Annotated in this window: 22 protein-coding genes; 17 read left to right on the top strand and 5 right to left on the bottom strand. The window is 52.4% G+C overall.

Annotated features, from left to right (window positions below):
- The first annotated feature begins 49 nt into the window (after nt 1–49).
- Genes thrA through thrC form a run of 3 tightly spaced genes read left to right on the top strand, consistent with a single transcriptional unit; the run spans nt 50 to nt 4,753 of the window.
- Nucleotides 50–2,509, top strand: coding sequence for a bifunctional aspartate kinase/homoserine dehydrogenase I (gene thrA, locus C9I92_RS05650; protein ID WP_047886450.1), 2,460 nt, complete (start codon nt 50–52; stop codon nt 2,507–2,509).
- Between the two features lies 1 nt (nt 2,510).
- Nucleotides 2,511–3,467 carry a homoserine kinase gene (gene thrB / locus C9I92_RS05645; RefSeq protein WP_047886451.1) on the top strand — a complete coding sequence of 319 codons (957 nt, stop codon included), beginning with the start codon at nt 2,511–2,513 and terminating at the stop codon, nt 3,465–3,467.
- Nucleotides 3,468–3,469: 2 nt separating this feature from the next.
- Entirely contained in the window at nt 3,470–4,753 is a 1,284-nt protein-coding gene (gene thrC / locus C9I92_RS05640; protein WP_047886452.1) for a threonine synthase, read from the top strand.
- A 105-nt stretch (nt 4,754–4,858) separates the two neighbouring features.
- Here thrC and grcA read toward each other — a convergent pair whose 3' ends face one another.
- A complete protein-coding gene (gene grcA, locus C9I92_RS05635; RefSeq protein WP_047886453.1) occupies nt 4,859–5,236 on the bottom strand; it encodes an autonomous glycyl radical cofactor GrcA in 378 nt (125 codons plus the stop codon).
- Between the two features lie 343 nt (nt 5,237–5,579).
- On the opposite strand from grcA, the gene nfo reads away from it, so the two are divergent.
- The 4 genes from nfo to C9I92_RS05620 all read left to right on the top strand — a co-directional run bounded on the left by nfo (nt 5,580) and on the right by C9I92_RS05620 (nt 8,181).
- On the top strand, nt 5,580–6,428 hold the full coding sequence (nfo, locus tag C9I92_RS05630; RefSeq protein ID WP_047886454.1) for a deoxyribonuclease IV: 849 nt from the start codon (nt 5,580–5,582) through the stop codon (nt 6,426–6,428).
- Nucleotides 6,429–6,634: 206 nt separating this feature from the next.
- Complete coding sequence (locus tag C9I92_RS25755) at nt 6,635–6,760, top strand: hypothetical protein (RefSeq protein WP_273858543.1); 126 nt, start codon at nt 6,635–6,637, stop codon at nt 6,758–6,760.
- Nucleotides 6,761–6,838: 78 nt separating this feature from the next.
- Complete coding sequence (gene ung / locus C9I92_RS05625) at nt 6,839–7,519, top strand: uracil-DNA glycosylase (RefSeq protein ID WP_047886455.1); 681 nt, start codon at nt 6,839–6,841, stop codon at nt 7,517–7,519.
- Between the two features lie 119 nt (nt 7,520–7,638).
- Nucleotides 7,639–8,181, top strand: a complete 543-nt coding sequence (locus C9I92_RS05620; protein ID WP_047886456.1) for a hemerythrin domain-containing protein — start codon at nt 7,639–7,641, stop codon at nt 8,179–8,181.
- A gap of 239 nt (nt 8,182–8,420) precedes the next feature.
- Here the strand turns inward: C9I92_RS05620 and C9I92_RS05615 are convergent, their stop codons facing one another.
- On the bottom strand, nt 8,421–8,603 hold the full coding sequence (locus tag C9I92_RS05615) for a DUF3545 family protein (RefSeq protein ID WP_047886457.1): 183 nt from the start codon (nt 8,601–8,603) through the stop codon (nt 8,421–8,423).
- Between the two features lie 567 nt (nt 8,604–9,170).
- Here C9I92_RS05615 and C9I92_RS05610 point away from each other — a divergent pair.
- A complete protein-coding gene (locus C9I92_RS05610) occupies nt 9,171–10,604 on the top strand; it encodes an alanine/glycine:cation symporter family protein (RefSeq protein WP_047886616.1) in 1,434 nt (477 codons plus the stop codon).
- 147 nt (nt 10,605–10,751) lie between these two features.
- Nucleotides 10,752–11,525 carry a peroxide stress protein YaaA gene (yaaA, locus tag C9I92_RS05605; protein ID WP_047886458.1) on the top strand — a complete coding sequence of 258 codons (774 nt, stop codon included), beginning with the start codon at nt 10,752–10,754 and terminating at the stop codon, nt 11,523–11,525.
- A 181-nt stretch (nt 11,526–11,706) separates the two neighbouring features.
- On the opposite strand, the gene srmB is transcribed toward yaaA, so the two are convergent.
- Entirely contained in the window at nt 11,707–12,939 is a 1,233-nt protein-coding gene (srmB, locus tag C9I92_RS05600) for an ATP-dependent RNA helicase SrmB (protein WP_047886459.1), read from the bottom strand.
- A gap of 183 nt (nt 12,940–13,122) precedes the next feature.
- On the bottom strand, nt 13,123–13,887 hold the full coding sequence (locus tag C9I92_RS05595; RefSeq protein WP_047886460.1) for a tRNA1(Val) (adenine(37)-N6)-methyltransferase: 765 nt from the start codon (nt 13,885–13,887) through the stop codon (nt 13,123–13,125).
- Between the two features lie 367 nt (nt 13,888–14,254).
- On the opposite strand from C9I92_RS05595, the gene brnQ reads away from it, so the two are divergent.
- Nucleotides 14,255–15,565 carry a branched-chain amino acid transport system II carrier protein gene (gene brnQ / locus C9I92_RS05590; RefSeq protein ID WP_047886461.1) on the top strand — a complete coding sequence of 437 codons (1,311 nt, stop codon included), beginning with the start codon at nt 14,255–14,257 and terminating at the stop codon, nt 15,563–15,565.
- 99 nt (nt 15,566–15,664) lie between these two features.
- Here brnQ and fldB read toward each other — a convergent pair whose 3' ends face one another.
- Entirely contained in the window at nt 15,665–16,183 is a 519-nt protein-coding gene (fldB, locus tag C9I92_RS05585) for a flavodoxin FldB (protein ID WP_047886462.1), read from the bottom strand.
- Between the two features lie 433 nt (nt 16,184–16,616).
- Here fldB and xerD point away from each other — a divergent pair, with 433 nt between their 5' ends.
- From xerD to C9I92_RS05550, 7 genes are all read left to right on the top strand, one after another.
- Entirely contained in the window at nt 16,617–17,513 is an 897-nt protein-coding gene (gene xerD / locus C9I92_RS05580; RefSeq protein ID WP_047886617.1) for a site-specific tyrosine recombinase XerD, read from the top strand.
- 258 nt (nt 17,514–17,771) lie between these two features.
- The gene (dsbC, locus tag C9I92_RS05575; RefSeq protein ID WP_047886463.1) at nt 17,772–18,494 is read left to right on the top strand and encodes a bifunctional protein-disulfide isomerase/oxidoreductase DsbC; all 723 of its coding nucleotides are present in this window, start codon (nt 17,772–17,774) and stop codon (nt 18,492–18,494) included.
- Between the two features lie 339 nt (nt 18,495–18,833).
- Nucleotides 18,834–20,558, top strand: coding sequence for a single-stranded-DNA-specific exonuclease RecJ (gene recJ / locus C9I92_RS05570; protein ID WP_047886464.1), 1,725 nt, complete (start codon nt 18,834–18,836; stop codon nt 20,556–20,558).
- A 497-nt stretch (nt 20,559–21,055) separates the two neighbouring features.
- Nucleotides 21,056–22,154, top strand: a protein-coding gene (gene prfB / locus C9I92_RS05565; RefSeq protein ID WP_107193815.1) for a peptide chain release factor 2 whose coding sequence is annotated in 2 segments (ribosomal slippage) — nt 21,056–21,130 and nt 21,132–22,154 — 1,098 coding nt in all. Because the reading frame shifts where the segments join, the coding sequence is not laid out codon by codon here.
- 33 nt (nt 22,155–22,187) lie between these two features.
- The gene (lysS, locus tag C9I92_RS05560; protein WP_047886465.1) at nt 22,188–23,693 is read left to right on the top strand and encodes a lysine--tRNA ligase; all 1,506 of its coding nucleotides are present in this window, start codon (nt 22,188–22,190) and stop codon (nt 23,691–23,693) included.
- A 137-nt stretch (nt 23,694–23,830) separates the two neighbouring features.
- A complete protein-coding gene (locus C9I92_RS05555) occupies nt 23,831–24,250 on the top strand; it encodes a hypothetical protein (protein WP_047886466.1) in 420 nt (139 codons plus the stop codon).
- 496 nt (nt 24,251–24,746) lie between these two features.
- Nucleotides 24,747–26,015, top strand: a complete 1,269-nt coding sequence (locus C9I92_RS05550) for a dicarboxylate/amino acid:cation symporter (protein ID WP_047886467.1) — start codon at nt 24,747–24,749, stop codon at nt 26,013–26,015.
- Nucleotides 26,016–26,100: the final 85 nt, after the last annotated feature.

The raw sequence follows: 26,100 nt of genomic DNA, 5'->3' as shown, positions 1-26,100 counted from the left end.
CCCGGACAGGTCATAGATGGGGCAAGATTGAGGAAGTTGGGAGTAGGGAATGCGAGTATTAAAATTTGGCGGTTCATCTTTGGCCGATGCAGAACGCTTTGCGCGTGCAGGCGACATCATTTTTAACAACGCCCAGCAGGAAGACGTGTCTGTCGTGCTGTCGGCTCCGGGCAAGGTCACCAATAAGCTGGTGTCCGTTATCGAAAATACCATTGCTTACGGTGAAGCCGAGTTACAACTGGCTGACCTGGAATCGGTCTTTAAAGATCTGTTTGCCGGCCTGAAAGCGCTGGAACCTAAGTTCGATCAGGCGGCACTGGATGCGAAACTGGCCAGCTCATTGGGTCAGCTGAAGCAGTATGTACACGGGATTAAGCTGCTGGGGCTGTGTCCGGACAATGTTTATGCCCGTATTATCAGCAAGGGAGAGCGGCTGTCGATTGCGGCAATGAAATCTCTGCTGGAAGCCCGCGGTCAGGCTGCCTTCCTGATTGACCCTGTGGTTTACCTGAAAGCGCACGGCGATTACCTGGAAGCCCATGTGGATATCGAAGTATCCACTCAGAACTTCCGTAATCAGCCGTTACCGGCAGGCCATGTCAACATTATGCCGGGTTTTACCGCAGGCAATGAGAAAGGCGAACTGGTCACATTGGGGCGTAACGGCTCTGACTATTCAGCCGCTGTGCTGGCAGCCTGCCTACGTGCTGACTGCTGTGAGATCTGGACCGATGTGGACGGTGTTTACAGCTGTGACCCGCGTCTGGTACCGGATGCCCGTCTGTTGAAATCCCTGAGTTATCAGGAAGCGATGGAGCTGTCGTATTTTGGCGCCTCTGTACTGCACCCGAAAACCATTGCTCCGATTGCCCAGTTCCACATTCCCTGCCTAATCAAAAACAGTTTTAACCCGCAGGGGGCCGGTACGCTGATCGGTCAGGATACCGGCGAAGACAAGCTGGATATCAAAGGCATCACCACGCTGAAAAACCTGACCATGGTGAACGTTTCCGGTCCGGGTATGAAGGGAATGGTCGGCATGGCGGCCCGAGTCTTTGGCGCGATGTCATCCGCCGGGGTGTCGATTGTTCTGATCACTCAGTCATCGTCGGAGTACAGCATCAGCTTCTGTATTGAAAGCGATGACAAAGTTGCGGCCGAGAAAGCCCTGCACAACAACTTTGAACTGGAACTGAAAGAAGGCTTGCTGGAGCCGGTCGAGTTCATGGATAACGTGGCGATCGTAACGCTGGTGGGTGACGGTATGCGTACCTCTCGTGGCGTGGCGTCTCAGTTCTTTACCTCACTGGCAGAAGTGGACGTCAACATTGTGGCCATTGCTCAGGGGTCTTCGGAGCGCGCGATTTCTGCGGTGATCCCGGATGAAAAAGTGTCGGAATCGGTGAAAGCCTGTCACGAAAACCTGTTTAACAGCCAGCACTTCCTGGATGTGTTTGTTATCGGCGTTGGCGGCGTGGGCGGTGAGCTGGTCGAGCAGATCCGTCGCCAGCAGGTGAAACTGGCCGACAACGGCATCGTGATTCGGGTTTGTGGTCTGGCCAACAGCCGTGGCATGCTGATGGACAGCAACGGGCTGCCTCTGGAAAACTGGCGTGATCTGATGGGTCAGGTCAGCGAGCCGCTGAGTCTGGCGCGAATGATCCAGTTGGTGAAACGCAACCATATCATCAACCCGGTGGTGATCGATTGTACGTCGGATCAGGGCATTGCCGAGCAGTATGCGGACTTCCTGGCCTCCGGTTTCCACGTCATCACACCGAACAAGAAAGCCAACACGGCCAGCATGGCATACTACCAGCAGCTGCGTCAGGCGGCCCGCTCCAAGCGTCGTAAGTTCATGTATGACACCACTGTGGGTGCCGGTCTGCCGGTTATCGAAAACCTGCAGAACCTGATGGCAGCCGGTGATGAGCTTGAGCGCTTCAGCGGTATCTTGTCCGGCTCACTGTCTTACATCTTTGGCAAGCTGGATGAAGGCATGAGCTTCAGTGAAGCGACAACAGTGGCGCGCAATAATGGCTTTACTGAGCCAGACCCGCGTGATGATCTGTCCGGCATGGATGTGGCGCGTAAGCTGCTTATTCTTGCCCGTGAGTCCGGTCTGGAACTGGAACTGGATGATGTAGTGGTAGAACAGGCACTACCGCCGGGCTTTGATGCCAGTGGTAGTAATGACGAGTTTATGGCGCGCCTGCCGCAAGCCGATGCCTATTTTGCCGAGCTGTCTGAAAAAGCAGCCGCAGAAGGGAAAGTGCTACGCTATGTGGGTGAAATTAATCAGGGGCAGTGTGCTGTGCGCATTGCCGCCGTGGATGCCGATGATCCTATGTTCAAGATCAAGGATGGCGAAAATGCCCTGGCATTCTACAGCCGCTACTACCAGCCAATCCCACTGGTGCTGCGTGGCTACGGAGCCGGTACTGAAGTAACGGCGGCCGGGGTATTCGCGGATCTGATGCGGACGTTGGGCTGGAAACTAGGAGTATAAAATGAGTGTTGTTGTTTACGCGCCAGCGTCAATTGGGAACGTCAGCGTAGGTTTTGATGTGCTGGGGGCGGCCGTATCGCCGCTGGACGGCACATTACTGGGGGACCGGGTGAAAGTGGCTGCCGGAGAGCAGCCCTTCTCGCTGCAGTGTATCGGCCGCTTTGTGGACAAACTGCCACAGCAGGCGGAAGAAAATATTGTGTACCGCTGCTGGCAGGTCTTTGCCCGGGAACTGGACAAAAAAGGCCAGACCCTAAAACCGGTTGCCCTGACGCTGGAAAAGAACATGCCGATTGGCTCAGGACTGGGTTCCAGTGCCTGTTCCATTGTGGCTGCGCTGGATGCGTTAAACCACTACCACGATTTGCCGCTGACAGAAACGGAACTGTTGGCCCTGATGGGCGAGATGGAAGCGGAAATTTCAGGCAGCCTGCACTACGACAATGTCGCGCCGTGCTACCTCGGCGGGTTGCAGTTTATGGTGGAAGAGCTGGGCATCATCAGCCAGGAAGTCCCGTGTTTTGACGACTGGTACTGGGTGATGGCGTATCCGGGGATCAAAGTACCCACCGCAGAAGCGCGCGCAATTTTGCCGTCGCAGTACCGCCGTCAGGACGTTATTGCCCACGGCCGTTATTTGGGAGGCTTTATCCACGCCTGTCATTCGCAGCAGCCTGAGCTGGCCGCAAAAATGATCAAAGATGTGGTGGCGGAGCCATACCGTGAACGCTTATTGCCGGGATTTGCCCAGGCGAGGCAATATGCGCTGGAAGCAGGGGCGCTGGCCAGCGGGATCTCCGGCTCCGGACCGACCATGTTTAGCATCTGTAATGACATTGACGTTGCCCAGCGTATTGCACGATGGTTGCAAGATCATTATGTTCAGAACGATGAAGGATTTGTCCATGTCTGTCGTCTTGACAGTCAGGGCTCGAAAGTAACAGGAAGTGAGCTGTAACCATGAAGCTATATAACTTAAAAAATCACCAGGAACAGGTTTCTTTTGGCCAGGCGGTCCGTCAGGGACTGGGGTCGAATCAAGGGCTGTTTTTCCCGTCTGAGCTGCCGTTTTTTGATGATGTGGATGCTCTGCTGGAGCAAGACTTTATCAGCCGCAGCACGCGCATTTTATCGGCCTTTATCGGTGACGAACTGGCGGCGGAAACCGTGGCGCAAATGGTTGGTAATGCGTTCCAGTTCCCGGCCCCGATTGCCAAAGTAAAAGAGGGGGTATACGCGCTGGAATTGTTCCACGGCCCGACTCTGGCGTTTAAAGATTTCGGTGGCCGCTTTATGGCTCAGTCACTGGCTGCGGTGTCTGAACGTGACGGCAAGATCACGATTCTGACCGCGACATCCGGCGACACTGGCGCGGCAGTTGCCCATGCTTTCTTTGGCATGGACAACATCAAAGTGGTCATTCTCTATCCGAAAGGAAAAATCAGCCCGCTGCAGGAAAAACTGTTCTGTACGCTGGGTGACAACATCACCACGGTCGCCGTTAACGGTACGTTTGATGATTGCCAGGCATTGGTGAAACAGGCCTTTGACGACGCTGAACTGCGTCAGGAAGTGGGTCTGAATTCGGCGAACTCTATTAATATCAGCCGCCTGCTGGCGCAGATTTGCTACTACTTTGAAGCGGTGGCACAGCTGTCAAAAGCTGAGCGCGAGGAGCTGGTTATTGCCGTGCCAAGCGGTAACTTCGGTAACCTGACGGCGGGCTTGCTGGCCAAGGCGATTGGCTTGCCTGTGAAGCGTTTTATCGCGGCCACCAACGTTAATGATACAGTGCCACGTTACCTGCAAACCGGTAACTGGGAACCGACGCCGACCGTACCGACGCTGTCTAATGCGATGGACGTCAGCCAGCCGAACAACTGGCCGCGTATCGAGGAGCTGTGCCACAAGCAGGGGTGGGGGCTGGATACCCTGGGTTACGGCGCGGTGAATGATGAGCAGACCGCCGACACGCTGCGTCAGATGGAGCAGGAAGGTTACCTGTGTGAACCTCACGGTGCTATTGCTTACCGCGTGCTGAATGAGCAACTGGCAGACAGTGAAACGGGGCTGTTCCTGTGTACCGCCCATCCGGCCAAATTTAAGGAAGTGGTGGATGACATTCTGGGCAAAGACATCCCACTACCCACCCCACTGGCTAAGCATAACGCCATGGAGCTGCTGTCGCTGGAGCGTGATAATGACTTTGCCCAGCTAAAAGTGGTGCTACGCGACGTACAATAAGCCTGCGCAGAACGGCAGGTAACAAAAAACGGCATCCAAGATGCCGTTTTTTTATTTCGGGTGCCTAAGGCGGGTTGCCCAAGCTGGGCATAACCAGATTGGCGATTACAGCGTGCTGGTAAAAGTACGAGCGATCACGTCGCGTTGTTGCTCAGTTGTCAGCGAGTTGAAACGCACAGCGTAACCCGAAACACGGATTGTCAGCTGAGGGTACTTTTCAGGGTGCTTCGCGGCATCTTCCAGCGTTTCACGCTTCAGAACGTTCACGTTCAGGTGCTGGCCGCCTTCGATTTTTGCCGGTGCTTCGATTGGCAGTTCACGGTACTCGATGTCGCCCAGATCAGTAGCGGCAACAACCTGGTCGGCTTCAAAGCCTGCTGAAGCGGCTACACAGCGCGCTTCATTCTTGTCGCTGTCCAGGATCCAGATAGAGTTCAGTAGATCATCGTTTGCCGCTTTAGTGATTTGAATACCCTTGATCATGGCTTTCTCCTTCAGGGGGATGTCGTTAATTTTTTCGATTTTCGTGTCGAGCTGCGTATTATATACCCCGAGCCCCTTTTTTCTGTGTTGATTTAGATCAAATAACCACAAAAAACCACAAATAAAATAAGGCTGATTTTTTGAGCTTGGTCAATCAACCCTTAAATAAACTGGCTTTGTAATTGTTTTTGTCAACATTAAAAAATAGTTGAACGCTTATTTTGTTGTAAAATTACTACAAAATAAGCGGGGTTAAATCACTAACCCTAAGAAAAATGTGAGTCGACAGTGTCAGAATTGTCGTCGCAAACGTTAATCAGTAACGAGATTGAGTAGGAGAGCCATGAAGTTAATTGGCGCACATGTATCTGCCGCCGGTGGTGTACATCATTCCCCGGAAAATGCCCGCCAGATTGGCGCAAACGCCTTTGCCCTGTTTACCAAAAATCAGCGGCAGTGGGTGGCCAAGCCACTGACCGCAGATGTTGTGGCTGCGTTCAAGGCGCGATGTAAGCAATATGGTTTCGGGCCCGAATCCATCTTGCCTCATGACTCATACCTGATAAACCTGGGTGCTCCGGAAGCGGATAAGCTGGAGAAATCGCGCGCGGCGTTCATCGATGAAATGGAACGTTGCCAGCAGCTGGGGCTGACCCTGCTGAATTTCCATCCCGGCAGTCATCTGAAGAAAATCAGTGAAGCCGATTGCCTGTCGCTGATTGCAGAATCGATCAACCTGGCCCATCAGGTGGTGCCGGATGTTGTGGCGGTAATTGAGAACACGGCGGGTCAGGGGACGAATCTGGGCTGGCGTTTTGAGCATCTGGCTGAAATTATTGCGCAGGTTGAGGATAAAAGTCGGGTCGGTGTGTGTATCGACACTTGCCACACTTTCGCTGCCGGATATGATCTGCGCACTGAAACCGCGACCGATCAGACCTTTGCCGAATTTGATCAGATTGTCGGCATGCACTATTTGCGCGGTATGCATCTCAATGATTCGAAAGGCGGGCTGGGCAGTCGTTTGGATCGCCATCACAGCCTGGGTGAAGGGGAAATCGGCTGGGATTGTTTCCGTTATCTGATGCAGGACAGCCGGTTCGATAACATTCCGCTGGTGCTGGAAACCATCAATCCGGATATCTGGGCGCAGGAGATCGCGACCCTGCGTGCTTTCATCCCGGCATCGTAACGGGTCTGACGGTTATAGCAGCGACCTGCATAATCTCGGGTTGAGATGTGCAGGTTTGGCGCATGAGCGCCCCACCTCGGCGCACGAGTTGCGGGAAAAAAAGGTGTCAGATACTTAATATATTGATTATTAATGGTTAATTATTTTGGCATCCTTTTTTCATAGGTTGTCTCAGTGATCATTGGCCGCAAGAATGAGGAGGCACTATGAATACTGAGATGATGATCCTGTGCTATGGCATATCCCGATTGCCTCAGGCATACCGTCATATCCAGGGACGTGGCCACTGGCGAACGCCAGTCCGTTCCAAAGTACGTCAGCAACCGGAATAATCGAGAGCGCCTGCGGGCGCTTTTTTTGTCTGCGGAAGGCTATACAATAGCGGCTCAATCACATGACAGGAGCATGATATGAGCCAACCGCTGACCTGGCAGCAAGTCATCACGGCTGAGCGCGAGAAGCCTTACTTTCAGCAAATCGAGCACTTTGTGGCGGCTGAGCGTGAGTCCGGCAAAGCCATTTATCCTCCCGAGGCGGAGGTGTTCAGCGCGCTGAACAGCACCCCGCTGGAGCAGGTGAAAGTCGTTATTTTGGGCCAGGATCCGTATCACGGGCCAGAGCAGGCGCACGGTTTGAGCTTTTCCGTTCGGCCGGGAATCAAAGTGCCGCCGTCGCTGGCAAACATGTATAAAGAACTGGCGACCGATATTCCGGGCTTCACGGCTCCCGAGCACGGCTATCTGCAAGGTTGGGCCGAGCAGGGCGTGTTGTTGCTCAATACGGTTCTGACGGTGGAGCAGGGCAAAGCGCATTCGCATGCCAAGATCGGCTGGGAGACGTTCACCGACCGCTTGATTGAAGTGATTAATCAGCAGTGCGAGGGGGTCGTGTTCCTGCTTTGGGGAGCCCATGCGCAGAAAAAAGGGAAGAAAATCGACACTGCCCGCCACCATGTGCTGCATTCAGCGCATCCGTCACCGCTTTCCGCGTATCGCGGATTCTTCGGCTGCAAGCACTTCTCTCAGACCAATAAGTTATTGGAGCAGATGAATAAATCGCCGATTAACTGGATGTTAGCCGATCGTACCTAATTGAGTGATTTGTGATGAAAGTGTGATCTTTTTGCGGGTTTGCTAATCGGGATCAAGGTGGGGATGCCATTCTGTGCTTACACTTTCAGTAATGGAAAGATGACTGGGAGGTAACGACAATGATGTTGGATGACATTCACACTGAGCATGGTTATATCATCCGTCTGCTCAATATTTTGCAACAAAAGCTGGATGCTATTCGGCAGGGACAGACGGTGAATTACACGCTGATCAAAGAGATCGTGGATTACCTGCAAAGCCATGCAGAACAGTGCCACCACCCGAAAGAAGATATTCTTTACCACTATTATCAGAGCCACTATGCCGATGATCAGGGTGACATGGCCAGTCTGGAGCGGGAGCACCAGGAGTTGGCTCAGCTGACCCACGAGTTTTCAGATACCGTCGAAATGATCCTGATGGATGCGGTTGTGCCGCTTGATGTATTTGCCGACAAGCTGAACGCGTTTGTCACCCGGCAGCGGGCTCACCTGGAATTTGAAGAGCAGAATGTCTTTCCGCGGATCCGGGCTAACTTCACCAAAGATGACTGGCTTGCCGTGTCCGGGCAATACTCACAGTGCGAGTGCGATCCTTTGTTTGGCTCTCAGGTCGCCGAACGGTATCGCGCGCTGTCAGAGCGTCTGCAGCGCCTGCCATAGTCAGTGGCAGTCCGTAATTGATCACACCCCGTAGTTAGTCGTTAGTTGTTAGTCGTTAATAGAGGCGGCCTCTGACATGAGCCAAACGCTGAATCGACCGGGGTGAGGGAATTCGCCCCGGAATACGGGCCGGGGCGCGAGTGACCGACAAAAGGAAAAGCGTGGCGTGTTGGTACGTAACCAGGTAAACACAAAGAGTCGGCACAGGCCGACTCTTTTTCGGTAAGCTGTGGATTAGATTAGAGATCTAATTCGTCATCTGATAAATCGCGGAACATGTCGATATCAGCAAGTTCGCGGCGTAGTCTTTGTTTGTCCTTCAATGCTTCAATTTCCCGCCACTTGCGTTTCACAGGCTTGCTGCGTGAGCTTCGGGTCGGCATGTCTGTTGCAAGAATGTCATCGAATGCGTAACTGTCCATAGAGCACCTCTTCCTCACAATCGGTCAGTAGTTAAATATCACAACAGGCCTAAAAATAAAATTGAAGTGTTTCACAATTGTTGCCAGCTGATGAATGTTTTATGTGTCAAACCTCGCAAAAACGTTTGGCTTGCGGAATATTTCACCACCTGGGGTGACCTCCTGATGTTTCAAAATCGGGATGCAGGGGCGATTTATAAGCACCTGACAGGCATAAAGCATGTCATCCGCCAATAATTTAGGGATGAGATATTGATTTTTGAGGGGTAAGTTTGCATGATCACCGCCCATCTGCAGTTAGCCCAAGTGCAATCGGTACGACCGGTTGTCGACAGAACCGGCCGTTATTTACAAATCAATAACAAGCTAACTGCGCTAAGTGAAGGTCTGAATGTTGCTCTGCAACCGGCTTTCGCTGCCATTTATCAAATAATAACACTAAGGTTGTAGCACTCTCCGTTGTTCCGGCGGTTTGCCCGTTTGGCTGAGGCTACATTTGTCTTTTCCTGACGGTTGCCATTTTTATGTCGCAGTCGTCAGTGTTCGAATGAATTGAAAGGGGTTGACGTGTCAAGTCAGATTAACTTTTTGAATGATCTGTTGTGGGGCTCCGTCCTGATATATCTGTTGATTGGGGTCGGCGTGTATTTCACTTACCGCCTGGGCTTCATCCAGTTCCGTCATTTCGGTCACATGTTCAGTGTCATGCGTAACAGCCGAAAGTCTGACGAGGCAGGTATTTCGTCGTTTCAGGCATTATGTACCAGCCTGGCAGCACGGGTGGGAACCGGCAACATGGCCGGTGTGGCCGTCGCGCTGACACTGGGTGGTCCGGGGGCGATTTTCTGGATGTGGCTGATTGCGATGCTGGGCATGGCCACGGCGTTTGCTGAAAGTGCACTGGCACAGTTGTATAAAACCCGCGATGACGATGGAAACTACCGTGGCGGCCCGGCCTATTACATGGAAAAAGGCCTGGGCATGCGCTGGATGGGGGTCGCCTTCTCAATCTGCCTGATCATTGCCTTCGGTCTGGTGTTTAACTCGGTTCAGGCGAACTCTATTTCTCAGGCGATGAATGTCGCGTTTGGCTGGAACCCGATGTATGTCGGGATCGGTCTGGTCATTATGGCGGGTGTGATCATTTTCGGTGGTCTGCGTGCCGTTGCCCGTACAGCTGAAATTCTGGTTCCGGCCATGGCCCTGTGTTACCTGGTGCTGGCGATGTTCATTCTGATGATGAATATTGAGAAGCTGCCGGATGTGCTGGGGATGATTTTCCGCAGCGCCTTCGGGCTGGAAGAAGCGGCCTCGGGGGCGTTGGGTTACACCATTGCCCAAGGGATGATCAATGGCCTGAAACGTGGCCTGTTCTCAAACGAAGCTGGGATGGGATCGGCACCTAATGCGGCTGCCTCGGCCACGCCTTACCCGCCGCATCCGGCCTCGCAGGGATATGTGCAGATGCTGGGGGTGTTTATGGACACCATCGTGATCTGCTCGGCGACCGTTGCCATTATTCTGATGTCTGGCGAATATGTGCCGCACAGCGAAATTACCGGTATTGAGCTGACTCAGCGCGCCCTGAGTTCACAGGTTGGCGGCTGGGGATCGATTTTCATTGCCGTGGCGATTTTCTTCTTTGCGTTTACCTCGCTGGTGGCTAACTACTCGTACGCTGAAACGAACCTGATCTTCCTGGAACACAACCACAAAGCGGGTCTGACTTTGTTCCGGTTAGTTGTGTTGGGTATGGTGATGTTTGGTGCAATGGCGGATCTGCCGACCGTTTGGGCGATGGCCGATGTGTCGATGGGTATGATGGCCATCATCAACCTGATAGCCATTGTGCTGCTGTCCGGTACGGTGGTGAAGCTGGCGCGGGACTATAACAAGCAGCTGGAGCAAGGCAAAGTGCCGACCTTCGACAGCAATGATTATCCGGAGCTGCATGCTCAGCTGGAAGAAGAAGGGATTTGGGACCAGTCCGGTAAGCAGTAAGCGCTTCCTGGTCACCACCACTTACCACACTGGCCATCGGCCAAGCAGATGGTTCTGATAGGAAAAACCACGCGGATTACGCGTGGTTTTTTTTTGCAATGCTGTTACCATTTTGTCGGACCTGAGCGCCTGATAAAGGAACAACTTATGCTAATTGTGGTATCACCGGCCAAAACCCTGGATTATGAATCGCCGTTGGCGACCCAGACTTACACCCAGCCGGAGCTGACTGAACATTCGGCTGAACTGATTGAAGTGTGTCGCGAACTGACCCCGGCGCAAATTGCGAGCCTGATGAAAGTCAGCGATAAAATTGCCGGCCTGAATGCGGCCCGTTTTGCTGAGTGGCAACCGGAATTTACCACTGATAATGCCCGTCAGGCGATCCTGGCATTTAAAGGTGATGTCTACACCGGGCTGGAAGCGGAAACGCTGGATGAAGACGGTTTTGCCTATGCGCAACAACACCTGCGCATGCTGTCTGGTCTGTATGGCCTGCTGCGCCCGTTGGATTTGATGCAGCCGTATCGCCTGGAAATGGGGACGAAACTGGAAAACCCGCGTGGGGTGAACCTGTACCAGTTCTGGGGCGATATCATTACAGATAAGCTGAATGCCGCGTTAGCCGCACAAGGTGACGATGTGCTGGTGAATCTGGCTTCCAACGAGTATTTCAAAGCGGTGAAGCCGAAGAAAATCGCGGGCAAGATTATTACCCCGGTGTTCAAAGACTGTAAAAACGGCACCTACAAAGTTATCAGCTTTTACGCCAAAAAAGCGCGTGGCATGATGGCGCGCTACATTCTGGATCACAAAGTGGATTCGGTTGAAGGCCTGAAAGCCTTTGATACCGCTGGCTATTATTTTGTACCGGCGGAGTCGACGGCAACGGAACTGGTGTTTAAGCGCGAAGAGCAATAAACCGGGCTGTTTCTGATATATCCGGGAAATCCGGGACGTCAGGAAAGTGGAGCGTGCGGCACACAGGCCGTGGATGAACAATCCGCAGGCAAACAAAAAGGCTGGTCGAAACCAGCCTTTTTTGATCCGGGTGCCCCGTCAGTAAGAGGGAGCACGTGTCCAGCAAATTACGGAAGAGTCGTTACTTTTTTACTTTCTTCTTTTTCGCTGCAGTGCCTTTGGCATCTTTTTTCTTTGTGTCTTTTTTCTTTTTCTTCTTCACCGTACTGGCTTTCTTGTGTTTCGGACGCATACCTTCGACGAAGCGCTCCGGCACATCTTCTTTCATGTAGCGGCTTACACGTTCGATTTGGCTTTGATCGTGCGCTTCAACCAGTGAGACTGCGGTGCCTTTCTTACCAGCCCGGGCGGTACGGCCGATACGGTGCAGATAGACATCTGCGGTACGTGGCATGTCGAAGTTGATCACATGGCTCACATCCGGCAGATCGATACCACGGGCTGCGACATCGGTCGCCAGCATGATATTGATGTCACCAGAGCGGAAACGGTTGATCGTGTTGTTACGCGATGCCTGAGCCATTTCACCCTGTAGCCAGCAGCAATTAATTTTCATCGATGCCAGTTGATCGCGCAGCTCGGCCAGGCGTTCACGGGTTTTGACGAAAATGATGGTGCGATCCGCTTCTTTCAGTACTTCCTGCAACAGCGCCAGTTTGTGCGCCATATCGTCACAACGGTAGTAGAACTGGTGGATTTTCTTACGCTCACGGCGCGGCGGCTCAGCGTTGACTTCTACCGGCTCATTCAAAATACCCTGTGAAAAGTCACGAACCCCTTTCCCTTCCAGAGTGGCAGAGAACAGCAGGCTCTGGCGACGCCAGCGACATTCATTGTGAATGCGTTCCACGATTTTACCAAAGCCCATGTCCAGCATGCGGTCGGCTTCGTCCAGAATCAGACATTCAATGGCGCGACAGTCAAAGCGCTCAGCTTCGATGTACTCCATCAGACGGCCCGGCGTGGCCACAACGATATCCTGGGTTTTACCCAGCAGCTCGGCGTGCTCGTCGTAAGAAATACCGCCGGTAATCGTGAAGATTTTCAGCGAAGTGTACTTAGCCAGGGCGCGAGCCTGATCGGCAACCTGAATGGCCAGCTCACGGGTCGGCGTCAGTACCAGTACGCGTGCAGGCCCCGGCTTCTTACGCGGGAAGTCCTGCAAATGCTGCAGCATTGGCAGAAGAAACGCGGCGGTCTTTCCGGTGCCGGTAGGAGCGGAAGCCAGCACGTCCCGCCCGTCCAGTGCGTGTGGGATTGCTTCGGTCTGGACCGCGGTTGGGCGCTCGTAACCGATCTCTTCAATGGCCTGCAACAGCTCACTATCTAATTCTAATTCGGAAAAGTTTCTCACCAGTCAATTCTCCTCGGGAATGCAGGACGACGGCCCTGATGGGGCGTCTCGTTGTGGTTCCGGTTTATTTGCCGCTTATCGCTTCGGCGGCAAGGGGCGGCATTATAGTGATTATTGGCGTAACTATCACCGATAAATATACAAAAAACTGCCGGCGATGGCGTCCGTTTCTGTCCGGCAGGGTTACATCCTCAGGTAAAACGCCTGTGTCAGCGCAATAAAATCCGCTGAATAGCTTCCCTGATGGTGGATCGCCAGCTGTTCGTTCAGGCACGCCCCGGCGGTGGGGGACAGTGCGATCAGTAAGCGGCTGACCGGTTTGTTCCCGGTCGTGCGCACTTCACATACCTTGCGGCAATGGAGCTTAAAGGTCTCTGCCATAGCGATGAACTGGCGGCCTTCATAATCCGGCAGAATCAGGCTGGCGGTGCCTTCCGGGGCCAGCAAGTGCCGCAAGGCGGTCAGCAGGGCCTGATGGGTCAGGCTGTCGGTGTGGCGTGCCGTGGCCCTGGCCTGGCAGTCAGCCTGCTCCCCGTGGTTGAAATACGGTGGATTACAGACAATGGCTGGGTACGCCCCGGCTGGCTGCGCTGTCGCCCAGGTTTGCACATCAGCATTGACTAGCGTCAGGCGAGACGACCAGGGGGAATCGGCAAAATTGTGTTGTGCAGCCAGGGCAGCACCGGCATCAAGCTCAATGGCGGTCACCGTCGTGTGCTCAGTCGTACGCTGGGCTGCCATCAGAGCCAGCAGACCGCTGCCGGTCCCAATATCCAGTACCGTATTTTTTGTGGCGGTCTTCCTGTCCTGACCAGCAAGGTCGGGTACGTGCGGTGCACTGGGAGGTAATTCCGCCCAGGCCCCCAGCAGCACACCGTCGGTGCTGACCGGCATTCCGCAGCCGTGATCATTGACGTGAAATTGTTTGAAGGTGAAGCCTTTTGCCATGGTTGTTTGAGGTTCTGTCACAATTTTGCAGATGATAGTAACGCGTCAAAAAAGAGAAGCAAGTTCAGTGATGAGCTGTTAACAGGTTGTTGAATAGGTTTTAATTCTGATGGTGATCTTTTATCGAATGCGTATGTGGTGGTTTATAGTTCCGTACTAGGTTTTGATTTTGGTTTGATATTCTGGTTTCAAAGGTGGACAGCCAAAGATTGTGGTGTTTTTGTCTATTCCCTTGCTTATTGAATGCTTTTTCGTCATTATGCTGCGAGCAAGGTCACATTCAGCTTTTCATTTTTTGTGATCTCGATATTAAAAATATAAGCAAAACGCTAACACAACATTAATCCGTAAGAGTGGAAGGTGCAGTTTGAAAAAGTCACTCAAAGTCACTGATATCATGGCGATAGGTTTTATGACCTTCGCATTCTTCTTAGGCGCCGGGAATATCATATTCCCTCCGCAGGCCGGTCTGGCGGCGGGTGATAATCTGCTACCGGCCATGTTTGGTTTCCTGTCTACCGCGGTGGGTCTGCCACTGGTCGGCATTATCGCGGTAGCGATTGCCGGTGGGGGCTGGAAAGGGCTGACACGTGATCTGCCACCGCAAGTGGCGACTCTGATGGCTGTGCTGATCTTCATTATTATTGGTCCCGCTTTTGCAGCACCGCGTACAGGTCTTGTGGCTTACGAAATGGCGGTGAAGCCGTTTATCCCTGAAGCAGGTCAAGTCAGCCTGACGCTGTTTTCGATTCTGTTTTTTGCCGTGGCGATGTTCTTTGCATGGTCTCGCGGTAAGCTGATTGACACTATCGGTAAGTTCCTGACGCCTGCCCTGTTTGCGGTACTGGCTGTTCTGGCGGTGGCTGTCTTCCTGTTCCCTCAGGGGGAGATTCAGGCGGCTCAGGGTGAGTACGCGAACATGGCGTTCACCAAAGGCTTCCTGGAAGGCTACAACACTATGGATACCTTTGCGGCCTTGATGTTCGGGATGCTGATTGTCGATGTGATTCGCAGCAAAGGCATTACTGACGAAAAAACCACTTGTACCTATCTGGTTTACGCAGGCTTGATTGCTGCTGCGGGTCTGGCATTTGTCTATGTGTCACTGTTCTATCTGGGGGCGACCAGCTCTGCAGTGGCGGCAGGTGCTGACAATGGCGGGACTATCCTGGCGAGCTATGTACAGGCACTGTTTGGCCCGGTAGGTCAACTGATCCTGTCTGCGATTGTGCTGCTGGCCTGTCTGACAACAGCCATTGGCCTGATCAGTGCGTGTTCTGATTACTTCAGCTCACTGACTAAGCTGTCTTATGAAAAATGGGTGGTGCTGTTGGGCGTGGTTTGTGCGGTAATCGCCAACGTAGGTCTGAGCCAGTTGATCTCCCTGTCAATTCCGGTTCTGTTTGCGCTGTATCCGGTGGCAGTCGCGCTGGTGGCCCTGACTTTTGTGCGTCGCTGGTTGCCAAATCCGCGTCTGGCATACCGTGTGGTGCTGTCGGTATCACTGTTGTTCAGCCTGATTGATGCCGGCAAATTTATCGGCATGGATCTAAGCGCGCTGAATATCCTGCCGCTGTTTGACTATGGCATGGCGTGGGTACTGCCAACGGCACTGGCACTGGTTGTGACTCGCTTCATTGGTTCGCCAGAGTCACAAAGCGAAGCCTCTGCGGCATAACGGCCCGTCCATCCAAGACGATCCGAACATAAAAAACGGGATGCTCAGGCATCCCGTTTTTGTTTCTGTCTTTTTATCCTGGGTTCCACACAGCAGCGCTTACAGTGTCTCGCTGTATTCCGTCAGGATTTGCTCACACCAGCTTGTGATACGCTCGTCACTCAGTTCGTACTGGCTGTCTTCATCCAGTGCCAGGCCGACAAAGAACTTGCCGTCTTCGGTCAGGGCTTTGGACGCTTCAAACGTATAGCCTTCATTTGGCCAGTAGCCAACAAAGTTTGCGCCAGATGGCAGCAGTTTGTCATGCAGCATACCCATCGCGTCGAGGAACCACTCGGTATACCCTTCCTGATCACCCAGGCCAAACAGGGCAATGGTTTTGCCGGTCAGATCCAGACCGTCAAGCTGTTCCCAAATGGCTTCCCAGTCTTCCTGCAACTCGCCGAAGTCCCAGGTCGAAATTCCCAGGATCAGCATGTCGTACTGGTTCATGGCGGTCAGGTCTGCTTCTTTTACGTTAAACACCTCAACCAGCTCCGCACCGATACACTCGCGGATTTTCTCTGCGGTCATTTCGGTATAGCAGGTGGTTGAGCCGTAGAATAGGCCAATCTTCATGCTGCGTATCCAATATTTTACAAAAAAGTGATAACGGGATTTTACCTATCCCCATCCCCTGATTGCCAGTTAAAGTTACTGTCGGTGGTTGTGGCGGCATGACGGCGTGATCTATCGACCTTCTACCGCGTGGTCACTACTGTATTTGGTTATCGCAGGCTGGTCCCGACGTTAAGGTTACGGGTTCTATGCCATGCGCTGGCGGAACGACATAAAATAGCGGCCATAACGGCTGCCATTACATTTTTGGTCAAAATCGACTACTATACAGATACTGTTTATTTATCCATGTGTTTGTACTTGCTCACAATCGTTCAGGTGCCTGTTTTTCAGGTACATATGTTTCACTTGCTCAGTGTTTTAGGTGCGCAGTGTTTCATTGGAATTGTGTTCAGGCGCATGGTGTTCAGGCAATAAAGTGTTCGAGGTAGTAGTGGAAAACGAGGCAGTGATTATCGAGCGGTTTCTCGATGCAATGTGGATGGAGCGCGGCTTGTCGGAAAACACGCTAGCGTCATATCGCAACGATCTCAAAAAGCTCGAAGGCTGGATTGATGACCAGGGGCTGACCCTGATAACCGTATCGGCAGACGATTTACAGCGCTATCAACAGTGGCTGTTTGATGCCGAGTACAAGCAGACATCCCGGGCCCGGATGGCGTCGGCGATTCGTCGCCTGTATCAGTACCTGCACCGGGAAAAGCTGCGTGATGATGACCCGAGTGCGATGCTGGTGAGCCCGAAACTGCCCAAGCGCCTGCCGAAAGACATTACCGAAGCCCAGGTTGATGCCCTGCTGGAGGCGCCGAACACGGACGATCCGCTGGAGCTGAGAGACAAAGCCATGCTGGAGCTGCTGTATGCTACCGGCCTGCGTGTGACTGAGCTGGTCAGCCTGACGATGGAAAATGTCAGCTTGCGTCAGGGGGTGGTCCGGGTGATCGGTAAAGGCGATAAAGAGCGCCTGGTACCGATGGGGGAGAACGCGATTGATTGGATCACTCAGTTCCTGCAATACGGCCGGCCTCAGCTGCTGGGCGAGAAAAGCTCCGATGTGGTGTTTCCGAGCCGCCGTGCCAAGCAGATGACGCGGCAGACATTCTGGCACCGGATTAAACACTATGCGGTGCTGGCCGGTATTGATGCCGAAACCCTGTCGCCACACGTGATGCGTCATGCCTTTGCCACACATTTACTGAATTACGGTGCGGATCTGCGGGTTGTACAGATGTTGCTGGGACACAGTGACTTATCGACCACCCAGATTTATACCCATGTGGCCACTGAGCGCCTCAAGCAGTTGCACGAAACTCACCATCCGCGTGCATAACAGAGGGATGGTGCGGGAATCATCCCGTTGAAGGGCTTCTTTTGTCGCATAAACGGTTACCGGGCGGGGTGTCTCAGCCGGAAGACTGGCTGTAGGTCTGCCGGATTGGTTATACTGATCAAGTCAGGAATTTTTTGTTCCGTTGAAATTTTTTCAGACACCCGTGGTCTTATCCCTCACAAGTGGGTATCGATTGGTCACAATCGCGCGGTATCCCTGTTTGGTCTGTTTTTATCTAATAGGAAAGGAAAGAGTCGAATGCACTTTTTGGGTCGTACGTTACTCGCTACTGCGGTGGCCATGACAGCTTTTGCCGCGTCAGCCAAGCCTGACGAAGCTGCCATTACAAGCAAACTGAGTGGGCTGGGTTTAGTGCCAGTAACGATCAGTGCTTCGCCGCTGCCTGGGTTGAATGAGGTAGTGACAGAGCGGGGAATAGTCTATGTCTCTGATGACGGCAAATACTTCCTGGCTGGTCACCTGTATCAGAATGACGGCGCAGAGCCAGTCAACCTGACTGAGCAGAAGATGGCCAAACTGAACAAAGACAAGCTCAAAGGCATGGAAGATGAGATGATCGTTTATCCGGCCAAAAATGAAAAATACGTGGTGACAGTGTTTACTGATACCACCTGCGGTTACTGCCGCAAGCTGCACAGTGAGATGCAAGCATACAACGATGCCGGTATTACTATCCGTTATCTGGCGTTTCCACGAGGTGGCGAGCGTTCGCGTAACTTTGGTGAAATGAGCGCGATCTGGGGGGCCAGTGACCCAGCCAAAGCCATGAACGATGCCAAGAACGGGACGTTTAATCCGAATGACGGCAAGAAACGTGATGATCTGGTGCGCAAGCATTACGAACTGGGCGTGGCAATGGGAGTCTCCGGTACCCCGGCGATGATTCTGGAAGACGGCACTATGCTGCCGGGTTACCAGCCGGCCCCAATGCTGCGTAAATTGCTCGACAGCCGCACCTGACAGCTAAAGCAGTTCGTCACAAGAGTACAAACGCCACGCCCGGAAGATGATTCCGGGCGTGTTTTTTCCGGTTGAAATTCCGGCGCGGCGGTTGCCCGTCTTTCCCGACTGTCTATAATATCTCCGCGGTCTGTCGTTGCGCTGATAAAAGCCCAAGTTTTAACCCCCCAAAGTTGTAAAGGCTCAAGCAGTTAAAAGCCAAAGCTGATAAAGCCAATGAACAAGCCACATGAACACACAGCGCAAACGGCGGTGCCTACAAGCACAGCGAAAGCGTACGATAAAAGAGCAAGACGAAACCTTGCCTATTTAACCTCTGCCGGTCAGTAGATAAGCCTGATGATTGAAATTAAGCGCCGCCCCGAGGCGGATACCAGCCAGTTCAGCGATGCTGTTCATCCCCTGTTACAACGAATTTATGCCAGCCGCGGTATCCGTAGTGAACATGATCTGGAGCGCGGCGTGCGCGGCTTGCACAGCTACAACCAGCTCCACGGTATTCAGCCAGCGGTTGAGTTGCTCAAACAAGCACTCAGCGAGCAGCGTCGTATCATTGTGGTGGGAGATTTTGATGCCGATGGCGCAACCAGCTCTGCTTTGTCGGTACTGGCTTTGCGTATGCTGGGCAGCCGGAATGTGGATTATCTGGTGCCGAATCGCTTTGATGACGGTTACGGTCTGAGTCCGGAAGTGGTGGAGCAGGCCGCTGCCCGCGGCGCGGAAATGATCATGACGGTAGACAACGGGGTGTCATCGCTCAGTGGCGTGGCGGCAGCCAAAGCCAAAGGGATTCAGGTGCTGGTGACCGATCACCACCTGCCGGGTGATACCCTGCCGGATGCTGATGCTATTGTGAACCCGAACCTGCATGAGTGTGATTTTCCGTCGAAATCCCTGTGTGGCGTCGGGGTGGCTTTTTATCTGATGCTGGCGCTGCGTGTCGCTTTGCGTGAGGCCAACTGGTTTGCCGAGCAGGGGATCGCAGAGCCGAATCTGGCTGAGTTGCTGGATCTGGTTGCCTTGGGCACGGTGGCAGACGTGGTGGCACTGGACGGCAACAACCGCATTCTGGTGCATCAGGGGTTGCAACGTATCCGGGCCGGCAAATGCCGTCCGGGCATCCGTGCGTTGATTGAAGTGGCAAATCGCGATCCCGCCAAGCTGGTGGCCAGCGATTTAGGCTTTGCGCTCGGTCCACGTATTAATGCGGCCGGTCGACTGGACGATATGTCTTTTGGGGTTGAGTTGCTGCTGTGTGACAACATTCAGGCGGCCCGACGAATGGCGGCAGAACTGGATGCCCTGAATCAGACCCGTAAAGAAATTGAGCAGGGGATGAAAGAAGAGGCGATGGCAATCTGTGAGCGCCTCAAGTTTAATCAGCAGGACATGCCTTTCGGCCTGGCGCTGTTCCAGCGGGATTGGCATCAGGGCGTGATTGGGATCCTGGCTTCCCGCATCAAAGAGATTTATCACCGCCCGGTGATCGCCTTTGCCGATGCCGGTAACGGTGAAATCAAAGGCTCGTGCCGCTCGATTCCCGGCTTGCACATGCGTGATGTGCTGGACCTGATTGATACCCAGAATCCGGGAATGATCAGTAAATTTGGCGGCCATGCCATGGCTGCCGGTCTGACGATTCCCGAAGAGAAGCTTGACGCGTTTACCAAGGCGTTTGATCTGGTGGTCCGGAATGAGCTGGATGAGGATGCCCTCAAAGGGGTATTGCTGACTGACGGTGAGCTGACGCCGCAGGAGCTGAACCTGCAAACCGCCGAGTTGCTGCGAGCCGGTGGGCCGTGGGGACAGCAGTTCCCGGAGCCGCTGTTCGATGGCCACTTCCGTTTGTTGCATCAGAAACTGGTGGGCGGCAAGCACCTGAAAATGATGCTGGAGCCATTGGCGGGGGGCAGCGTGATTGACGGGATCGCATTTAACGTCGATCTGCGCCGCTGGCCGGATGCGTCGGTTCAGCAGGTCGAGCTGGTTTACCGTCTCGACGTGAATGAGTTCCGCGGTAACAGTAACGTTCAGCTGCTGGTGGAGCACCTGTCAGCGCTGTAGCGTGCAGTACGAATCCGAGTGGCAAAGTCTCCGGGATATACAATATCTGGGGTATAAAATCTCAGGGTTGTAAAATCTTAGGACTGTAAAAGCTTAGGATTGTATAAACTCAGGGGCGTTAGCCACTAGCATGGTTAACGCTCACTCGAGTCTGTGGTTGTGATGAGCACTTGCTGTTGAGTCCGGCGTAGTTCTCATGCTGTCACGGAAAGACGCTTTTTCTCCATGTTATCGTCTGCAAACGGCAGGGCTCAGCCCTGCCGTTTGCGTCTGTAATCCCTTGCCTTTTCACGGTAATGTTTTCTGCCTTGCATCCGCTATCGCAACCAAAGCCGAGCAAGGGGAAGTAAACAAAGTATGACTGAGTGGTAACGGCACTGTTTCAGCGCCTCAGGCGGAGAAGAAAATCGCTGATTCCTTTTCTTCCCCCCTGTATATTCTATCTACAATTCGATAGAATCCTTCGGTTATGTCCATTTCGGCTATGAAGAGTGGCAATGTTCGAGATTAATCCTATTAAAAACCGACTTGAGGATGTGTCAGCACGTACTGACGTCCTTAGGGGGTACCTTTGACTACGATGCTAAGAAAGAGCGTCTAGAAGAGGTTAATGCAGAATTAGAGCAACCAGATGTATGGAACGAACCTGAACGCGCCCAGGCGCTGGGTAAGGAACGTGCGGCACTGGAAGCGGTGGTAGATACTATCGATCAGTTGGATCAGGGCGTTGAAGACGTCGAAGGTCTGCTGGAGCTGGCGGTAGAAGAGAACGATCAGGAAACGTTTGACGAAATCGAGCCTGAGCTGAAAGAACTGGAAGACAAGCTGGAACAGCTGGAATTCCGTCGCATGTTCTCCGGCGATCACGACTCGTCAGACTGTTATATTGACCTGCAGGCGGGCTCGGGTGGTACCGAAGCTCAGGACTGGACGTCAATGATGTTGCGCATGTACCTGCGTTGGGCAGAAGCCAAAGGCTTCAAGACCGAAGTGATTGAAGTGTCTGAAGGCGACGTGGCTGGTCTGAAGTCGGCAACAGTCCGCATCAGCGGCGAATATGCTTACGGTTGGCTGCGCACAGAAACCGGTGTTCACCGTCTGGTTCGTAAGTCACCGTTCGACTCCGGCGGCCGTCGTCATACCTCTTTTGCCTCGACGTTTGTTTATCCGGAAGTGGATGACAATATCGATATCGATATCAACCCGTCGGATCTGCGTATTGACGTATACCGTGCATCCGGTGCCGGTGGTCAGCACGTAAACACCACCGAATCTGCGGTACGTATTACGCACGTGCCAACCAATACTGTGGTGCAGTGTCAGAACGACCGTTCTCAGCACAAGAACAAAGATCAGGCGATGAAGCAGTTGAAAGCAAAACTGTTTGAGCTTGAAATGCAAAAGCAAAATGCTGAGAAGCAGGCCAATGAAGATGCCAAGTCTGACATTGGTTGGGGTAGCCAGATCCGTTCATACGTACTGGATGACTCACGCATTAAAGATTTGCGTACCGGGGTGGAAAATCGAAACACCCAGGCAGTTCTAGACGGCGATCTAGACCGTTTTATTGAAGCCAGCCTGAAATCGGGTCTGTAACCGAGTTCGGTTAATGTATTTAAGGGTTCACCCATGACTGATCAATTACAAGATGAGAATAAGCTGATTGCTGAACGTCGCGCGAAACTAGACAGAATCCGCGAAGGTTGTAAAGCAAACGGCCACCCAAATGATTTCCGTCGCGATAGCCTGGCTGCTGATCTGCAAGCTCAATTTGGTGAGCTGAGCAAAGAAGAGCTGGAAGAGGCGGGCAACGTTGTTGCTGTAGCTGGCCGTATTATGGCTAAGCGTGGCCCATTCCTGGCGATTCAGGATGTCTCTGGCCGCATTCAGGTTTATGCTGACAAAGAAGTGCAGAAAGAGCTGAAAGAGAAATACTCTGGTCTGGATATCGGTGACATCATCGGTGTGAAAGGTACGCTGCACAAGTCAGGTAAAGGTGACCTGTACGTCAACATGAACGAGTACGTCCTGCTGACAAAAGCACTGCGTCCTCTGCCAGAAAAATTCCACGGCCTGACTGACCAGGAAATGCGTTACCGTCAGCGTTACGTTGACCTGATTGTTAACGAAGATTCTCGTAACGCCTTCGTGGTACGTTCTAAAGTAGTATCGGCGATCCGTAACTTCATGGTGGAAAAAGGCTTCATGGAAGTCGAAACCCCAATGATGCACGTGATCCCAGGTGGTGCAACAGCTCGTCCGTTCGTGACTCACCACAATGCGCTGGATATCGACATGTACCTGCGTGTTGCGCCTGAGCTGTACCTGAAGCGTCTGGTTGTTGGTGGCTTCGAGCGTGTGTTCGAAATCAACCGTAACTTCCGTAACGAAGGTCTGTCTCCGCGCCACAACCCAGAATTCACGATGATGGAATTCTACATGGCGTACGCAGACTACAAAGATCTGATGGATCTGACGGAAGAGATGCTAAGCAAAATCGCACAAGACGTACTGGGTTCAACCAGCATGCCTTACGGCGATGAAACCGTTGAGTTTGCCGGTCCTTACGCTCGCATGAGCATGCTGGAAGCGATCAAGCACTACAACCCGAACCACGCTGATATTCAGGCGCTGGACTACGACAAAGTTCAGGATCGTGACCACATGATTGCGATTGCGAAGTCTGTTCACGTGGAAGTGGAAGATTTCTGGACTTGTGGCCAGCTGCTGGAAGAGATCTTTGGTGAAACGGCGGAACCTAAACTGATTCAGCCAACGTTTATCACGGGTTACCCGGCGGATATCTCACCACTGGCGCGTCGTAACGATGATTTCCCGTTCATTACTGACCGTTTTGAATTCTTCATCGGTGGTCGTGAAGTGGCGAACGGCTTCTCTGAGCTGAACGATGCCCAGGATCAGGATTCTCGTTTCAAAGCACAGGTTGAAGCGAAAGATGCAGGCGATGACGAAGCGATGTTCTACGACGCCGATTACATCACTGCGCTGGAGCACGGCCTGCCACCAACAGCAGGTCAGGGTATTGGTATCGATCGTCTGGTGATGCTGATGACCAACACGCACACCATCCGTGACGTGATTCTGTTCCCGGCGATGCGTCCACAAGTGAACTGATTTCTCGCGGAATGATTATAAAAGCCACCCACCGGGTGGCTTTTTTCTTTCTGTTTGATATGTCTCATCTTTTTTCTTCTGTGTCTGTAAAATATTGCTTATATAAAACGAGTATCTTATTGTGATCAGGTGAAAGAATGTACCGAAAAGCTTCCCTTGTTGCCGCCTGCGTGCTGTTTTCCGGCTGTATGACCACCCAGCTAATGCCACCCGCTTCCGATTTTGCCAGCCAGGTGCCTGCTAAGTTGAACGAGCAACTTAAACGGCTGAATGATGAACCTGCTGTGCCATTTCGCGGCGGAATGCAAACTTTTCACTATGATGAAGACACCGCATTGTTAACGCTCATCTATCGCTTACCTAACCCTCGGTGGACTTGGGGAATACATCAAGCTGAAACGGAAGCAGAAATATTTCCTAAGCTCTGCAAGAATTTTGGAGCCGCTATTGACCATGGGTTAGGTGTTCGAGCCTGGTTTGCGGGGAATGGGAGTTTTGAAACGGAGGTACTGACCCCGGAAATTTGCCAGACCCACCTTGCCTCTGCCAAAAACTGACCGCCGTTGAAACGGCTCAACGGGGCCGTTTCAGTTGTGAACACAAGGTTTTTCAGCGTCAGAGTTTTACTTACTTTTGCTTCCTTTTTGCTTTCCCCAATCCTCCGTTATTTGCATTTATTGTCTGTTTCTTCATAAAAGAAAAAGAGTTTCCAATAGTGAAAATTGGGCAACTTTTGCGCAAGTTAGTAAATTTCCGCTGTGACACCATTCACACTCTTTAACATTTATGAATGAGTGAATAAAACGGTGTTCTTGGTTAATCATGCTGTCTTGTTTATCAGTAAGCTATGGATATTTAAATGCTTTAGTGACTTCATCTGTTATTTGTGTGATTTAAAAGTGTTTGTTTTGGGTTTTTGAAATGTAACTCCAGTGTAAATATTTCGCTTTTTCCGGAAAAGCATCTGTGTAAAATGTCGCCGTATCCCGCGGTTAACAGCGGGAGCAGGACGTTAAATACACATATACAAGCACAACAGACTGGAGATGGACGATGAACAAATCGCTATCAGGAAAGATTTTTACAGGCTTGTTTGCCGGGCTGATTCTCGGCACGGCCATTCAATACCTGTTTAGTGGCGTAACGCTGATGGATACCTATGTCCTAGGGGCGGCGGAAGGGGTTGGTGGGATGTTTGTCTCATTGATTAAACTGCTGGTCGTGCCTCTGGTTTTCGTATCTATTGTCTGCGGTATCGTGGAGCTGAAGGACATCACTGCATTTGGTCGCCTTGGTGGAAAAACTTTTACCCTATACATTTTAAACACCATCATTGCGATTACAGCAGCACTGACCGTAGGGATGATTTTCCAGCCGGGCGCTGGTGCTAATCTGGCAGGTACGGTATCCGAAACGGTTACGCTGACTACCACTGAAACCCCTGATATTTTCTCACTGATTGTTAATATCGTACCAAGTAATCCAGTACAGGCTTTTGCTAATGGAGATATGTTGCAGATTATCTTCATGGCGATTCTGACAGGTCTTGCCATTCAGGCTCTGGACTCGCGCGGTGGCCCGGCGATCCGCACTTTTAAAGTGGCGAATGAGCTGATGATGAAGCTGGTCGTGCTGGTCATGAGTCTGGCTCCATACGGTGTATTTGCCCTGATGGTACAGTTGGGCGCGACACTGAATGCTGAAACGCTGATGTCAGTCGCGGGTTACGTGGCACTGGTTATTACCATGCTGGTATTCTGGATCTTCATTTTCTACCCGATGGCTGTAGGGCTGACAACTGGTATCAAACCGATGACTTTCCTGCGCCACACCCGTGAGCAGATCCTGTTCTCGCTGTCGACAGCCAGTTCGAATGCCACCATCCCGGTGACGATGCGTACACTGACTGACAAACTGGGGGTTTCAAAATCGGTTGCCGGATTTGGTGTGCCACTGGGCGCGACCATGAACATGTCCGGAGTATCGATTTACATCACGCTGGCAACCCTGTTCGTAGCCAATGCGTTCGGCCAGCCAATTAACAGCGCCGATGTGGTGACACTGGGTCTGACCATCCTACTGCTGTCGATTGGTGCCGGTGGTGTACCGGGTGGTGGCGTGGTAATGGTGGGCGTGTTGCTGCACCAACTGGGTCTGCCACCAGAAGGCCTGGCGATTGTGGCTGCTGTAGACCGTATTAATGACATGTTCTGTACCAGCTCAAACGTTGTGGGTGATACTGCGGTTAACACCATTGTGGCCAAAACCGAGAATGAAATTGATGCTGAACTTGATGAGCCTGAAGTCATTAAAGTGAGTTAAGTCACAAACCCTACCGGAAAAAAAAGCGCCTGCGGGCGCTTTTTGTGTTTTGGTACCACAATTTTTTGTATCAATACGGTTAGTT

This window comes from Photobacterium ganghwense (assembly GCF_003025595.1).
GTDB classification, from domain to species: domain Bacteria; phylum Pseudomonadota; class Gammaproteobacteria; order Enterobacterales; family Vibrionaceae; genus Photobacterium; species Photobacterium ganghwense.
This window is presented reverse-complemented; position numbering and strand designations above follow the sequence as displayed.

What these genes read in the sequence shown, in the direction of transcription:
- thrA (WP_047886450.1), top strand. Translation starts at nt 50, where the DNA reads ATGCGAGTATTAAAATTTGGCGGTTCATCTTTGGCCGATGCAGAACGC.
- thrB (WP_047886451.1), top strand. Translation starts at nt 2,511, where the DNA reads ATGAGTGTTGTTGTTTACGCGCCAGCGTCAATTGGGAACGTCAGCGTA.
- thrC (WP_047886452.1), top strand. Translation starts at nt 3,470, where the DNA reads ATGAAGCTATATAACTTAAAAAATCACCAGGAACAGGTTTCTTTTGGC.
- grcA (WP_047886453.1), bottom strand. Translation starts at nt 5,236, where the DNA reads ATGATCAAGGGTATTCAAATCACTAAAGCGGCAAACGATGATCTACTG.
- nfo (WP_047886454.1), top strand. Translation starts at nt 5,580, where the DNA reads ATGAAGTTAATTGGCGCACATGTATCTGCCGCCGGTGGTGTACATCAT.
- C9I92_RS25755 (WP_273858543.1), top strand. Translation starts at nt 6,635, where the DNA reads ATGAATACTGAGATGATGATCCTGTGCTATGGCATATCCCGATTGCCT.
- ung (WP_047886455.1), top strand. Translation starts at nt 6,839, where the DNA reads ATGAGCCAACCGCTGACCTGGCAGCAAGTCATCACGGCTGAGCGCGAG.
- C9I92_RS05620 (WP_047886456.1), top strand. Translation starts at nt 7,639, where the DNA reads ATGATGTTGGATGACATTCACACTGAGCATGGTTATATCATCCGTCTG.
- C9I92_RS05615 (WP_047886457.1), bottom strand. Translation starts at nt 8,603, where the DNA reads ATGGACAGTTACGCATTCGATGACATTCTTGCAACAGACATGCCGACC.
- yaaA (WP_047886458.1), top strand. Translation starts at nt 10,752, where the DNA reads ATGCTAATTGTGGTATCACCGGCCAAAACCCTGGATTATGAATCGCCG.
- C9I92_RS05595 (WP_047886460.1), bottom strand. Translation starts at nt 13,887, where the DNA reads ATGGCAAAAGGCTTCACCTTCAAACAATTTCACGTCAATGATCACGGC.
- fldB (WP_047886462.1), bottom strand. Translation starts at nt 16,183, where the DNA reads ATGAAGATTGGCCTATTCTACGGCTCAACCACCTGCTATACCGAAATG.
- dsbC (WP_047886463.1), top strand. Translation starts at nt 17,772, where the DNA reads ATGCACTTTTTGGGTCGTACGTTACTCGCTACTGCGGTGGCCATGACA.
- recJ (WP_047886464.1), top strand. Translation starts at nt 18,834, where the DNA reads ATGATTGAAATTAAGCGCCGCCCCGAGGCGGATACCAGCCAGTTCAGC.
- lysS (WP_047886465.1), top strand. Translation starts at nt 22,188, where the DNA reads ATGACTGATCAATTACAAGATGAGAATAAGCTGATTGCTGAACGTCGC.
- C9I92_RS05555 (WP_047886466.1), top strand. Translation starts at nt 23,831, where the DNA reads ATGTACCGAAAAGCTTCCCTTGTTGCCGCCTGCGTGCTGTTTTCCGGC.
- C9I92_RS05550 (WP_047886467.1), top strand. Translation starts at nt 24,747, where the DNA reads ATGAACAAATCGCTATCAGGAAAGATTTTTACAGGCTTGTTTGCCGGG.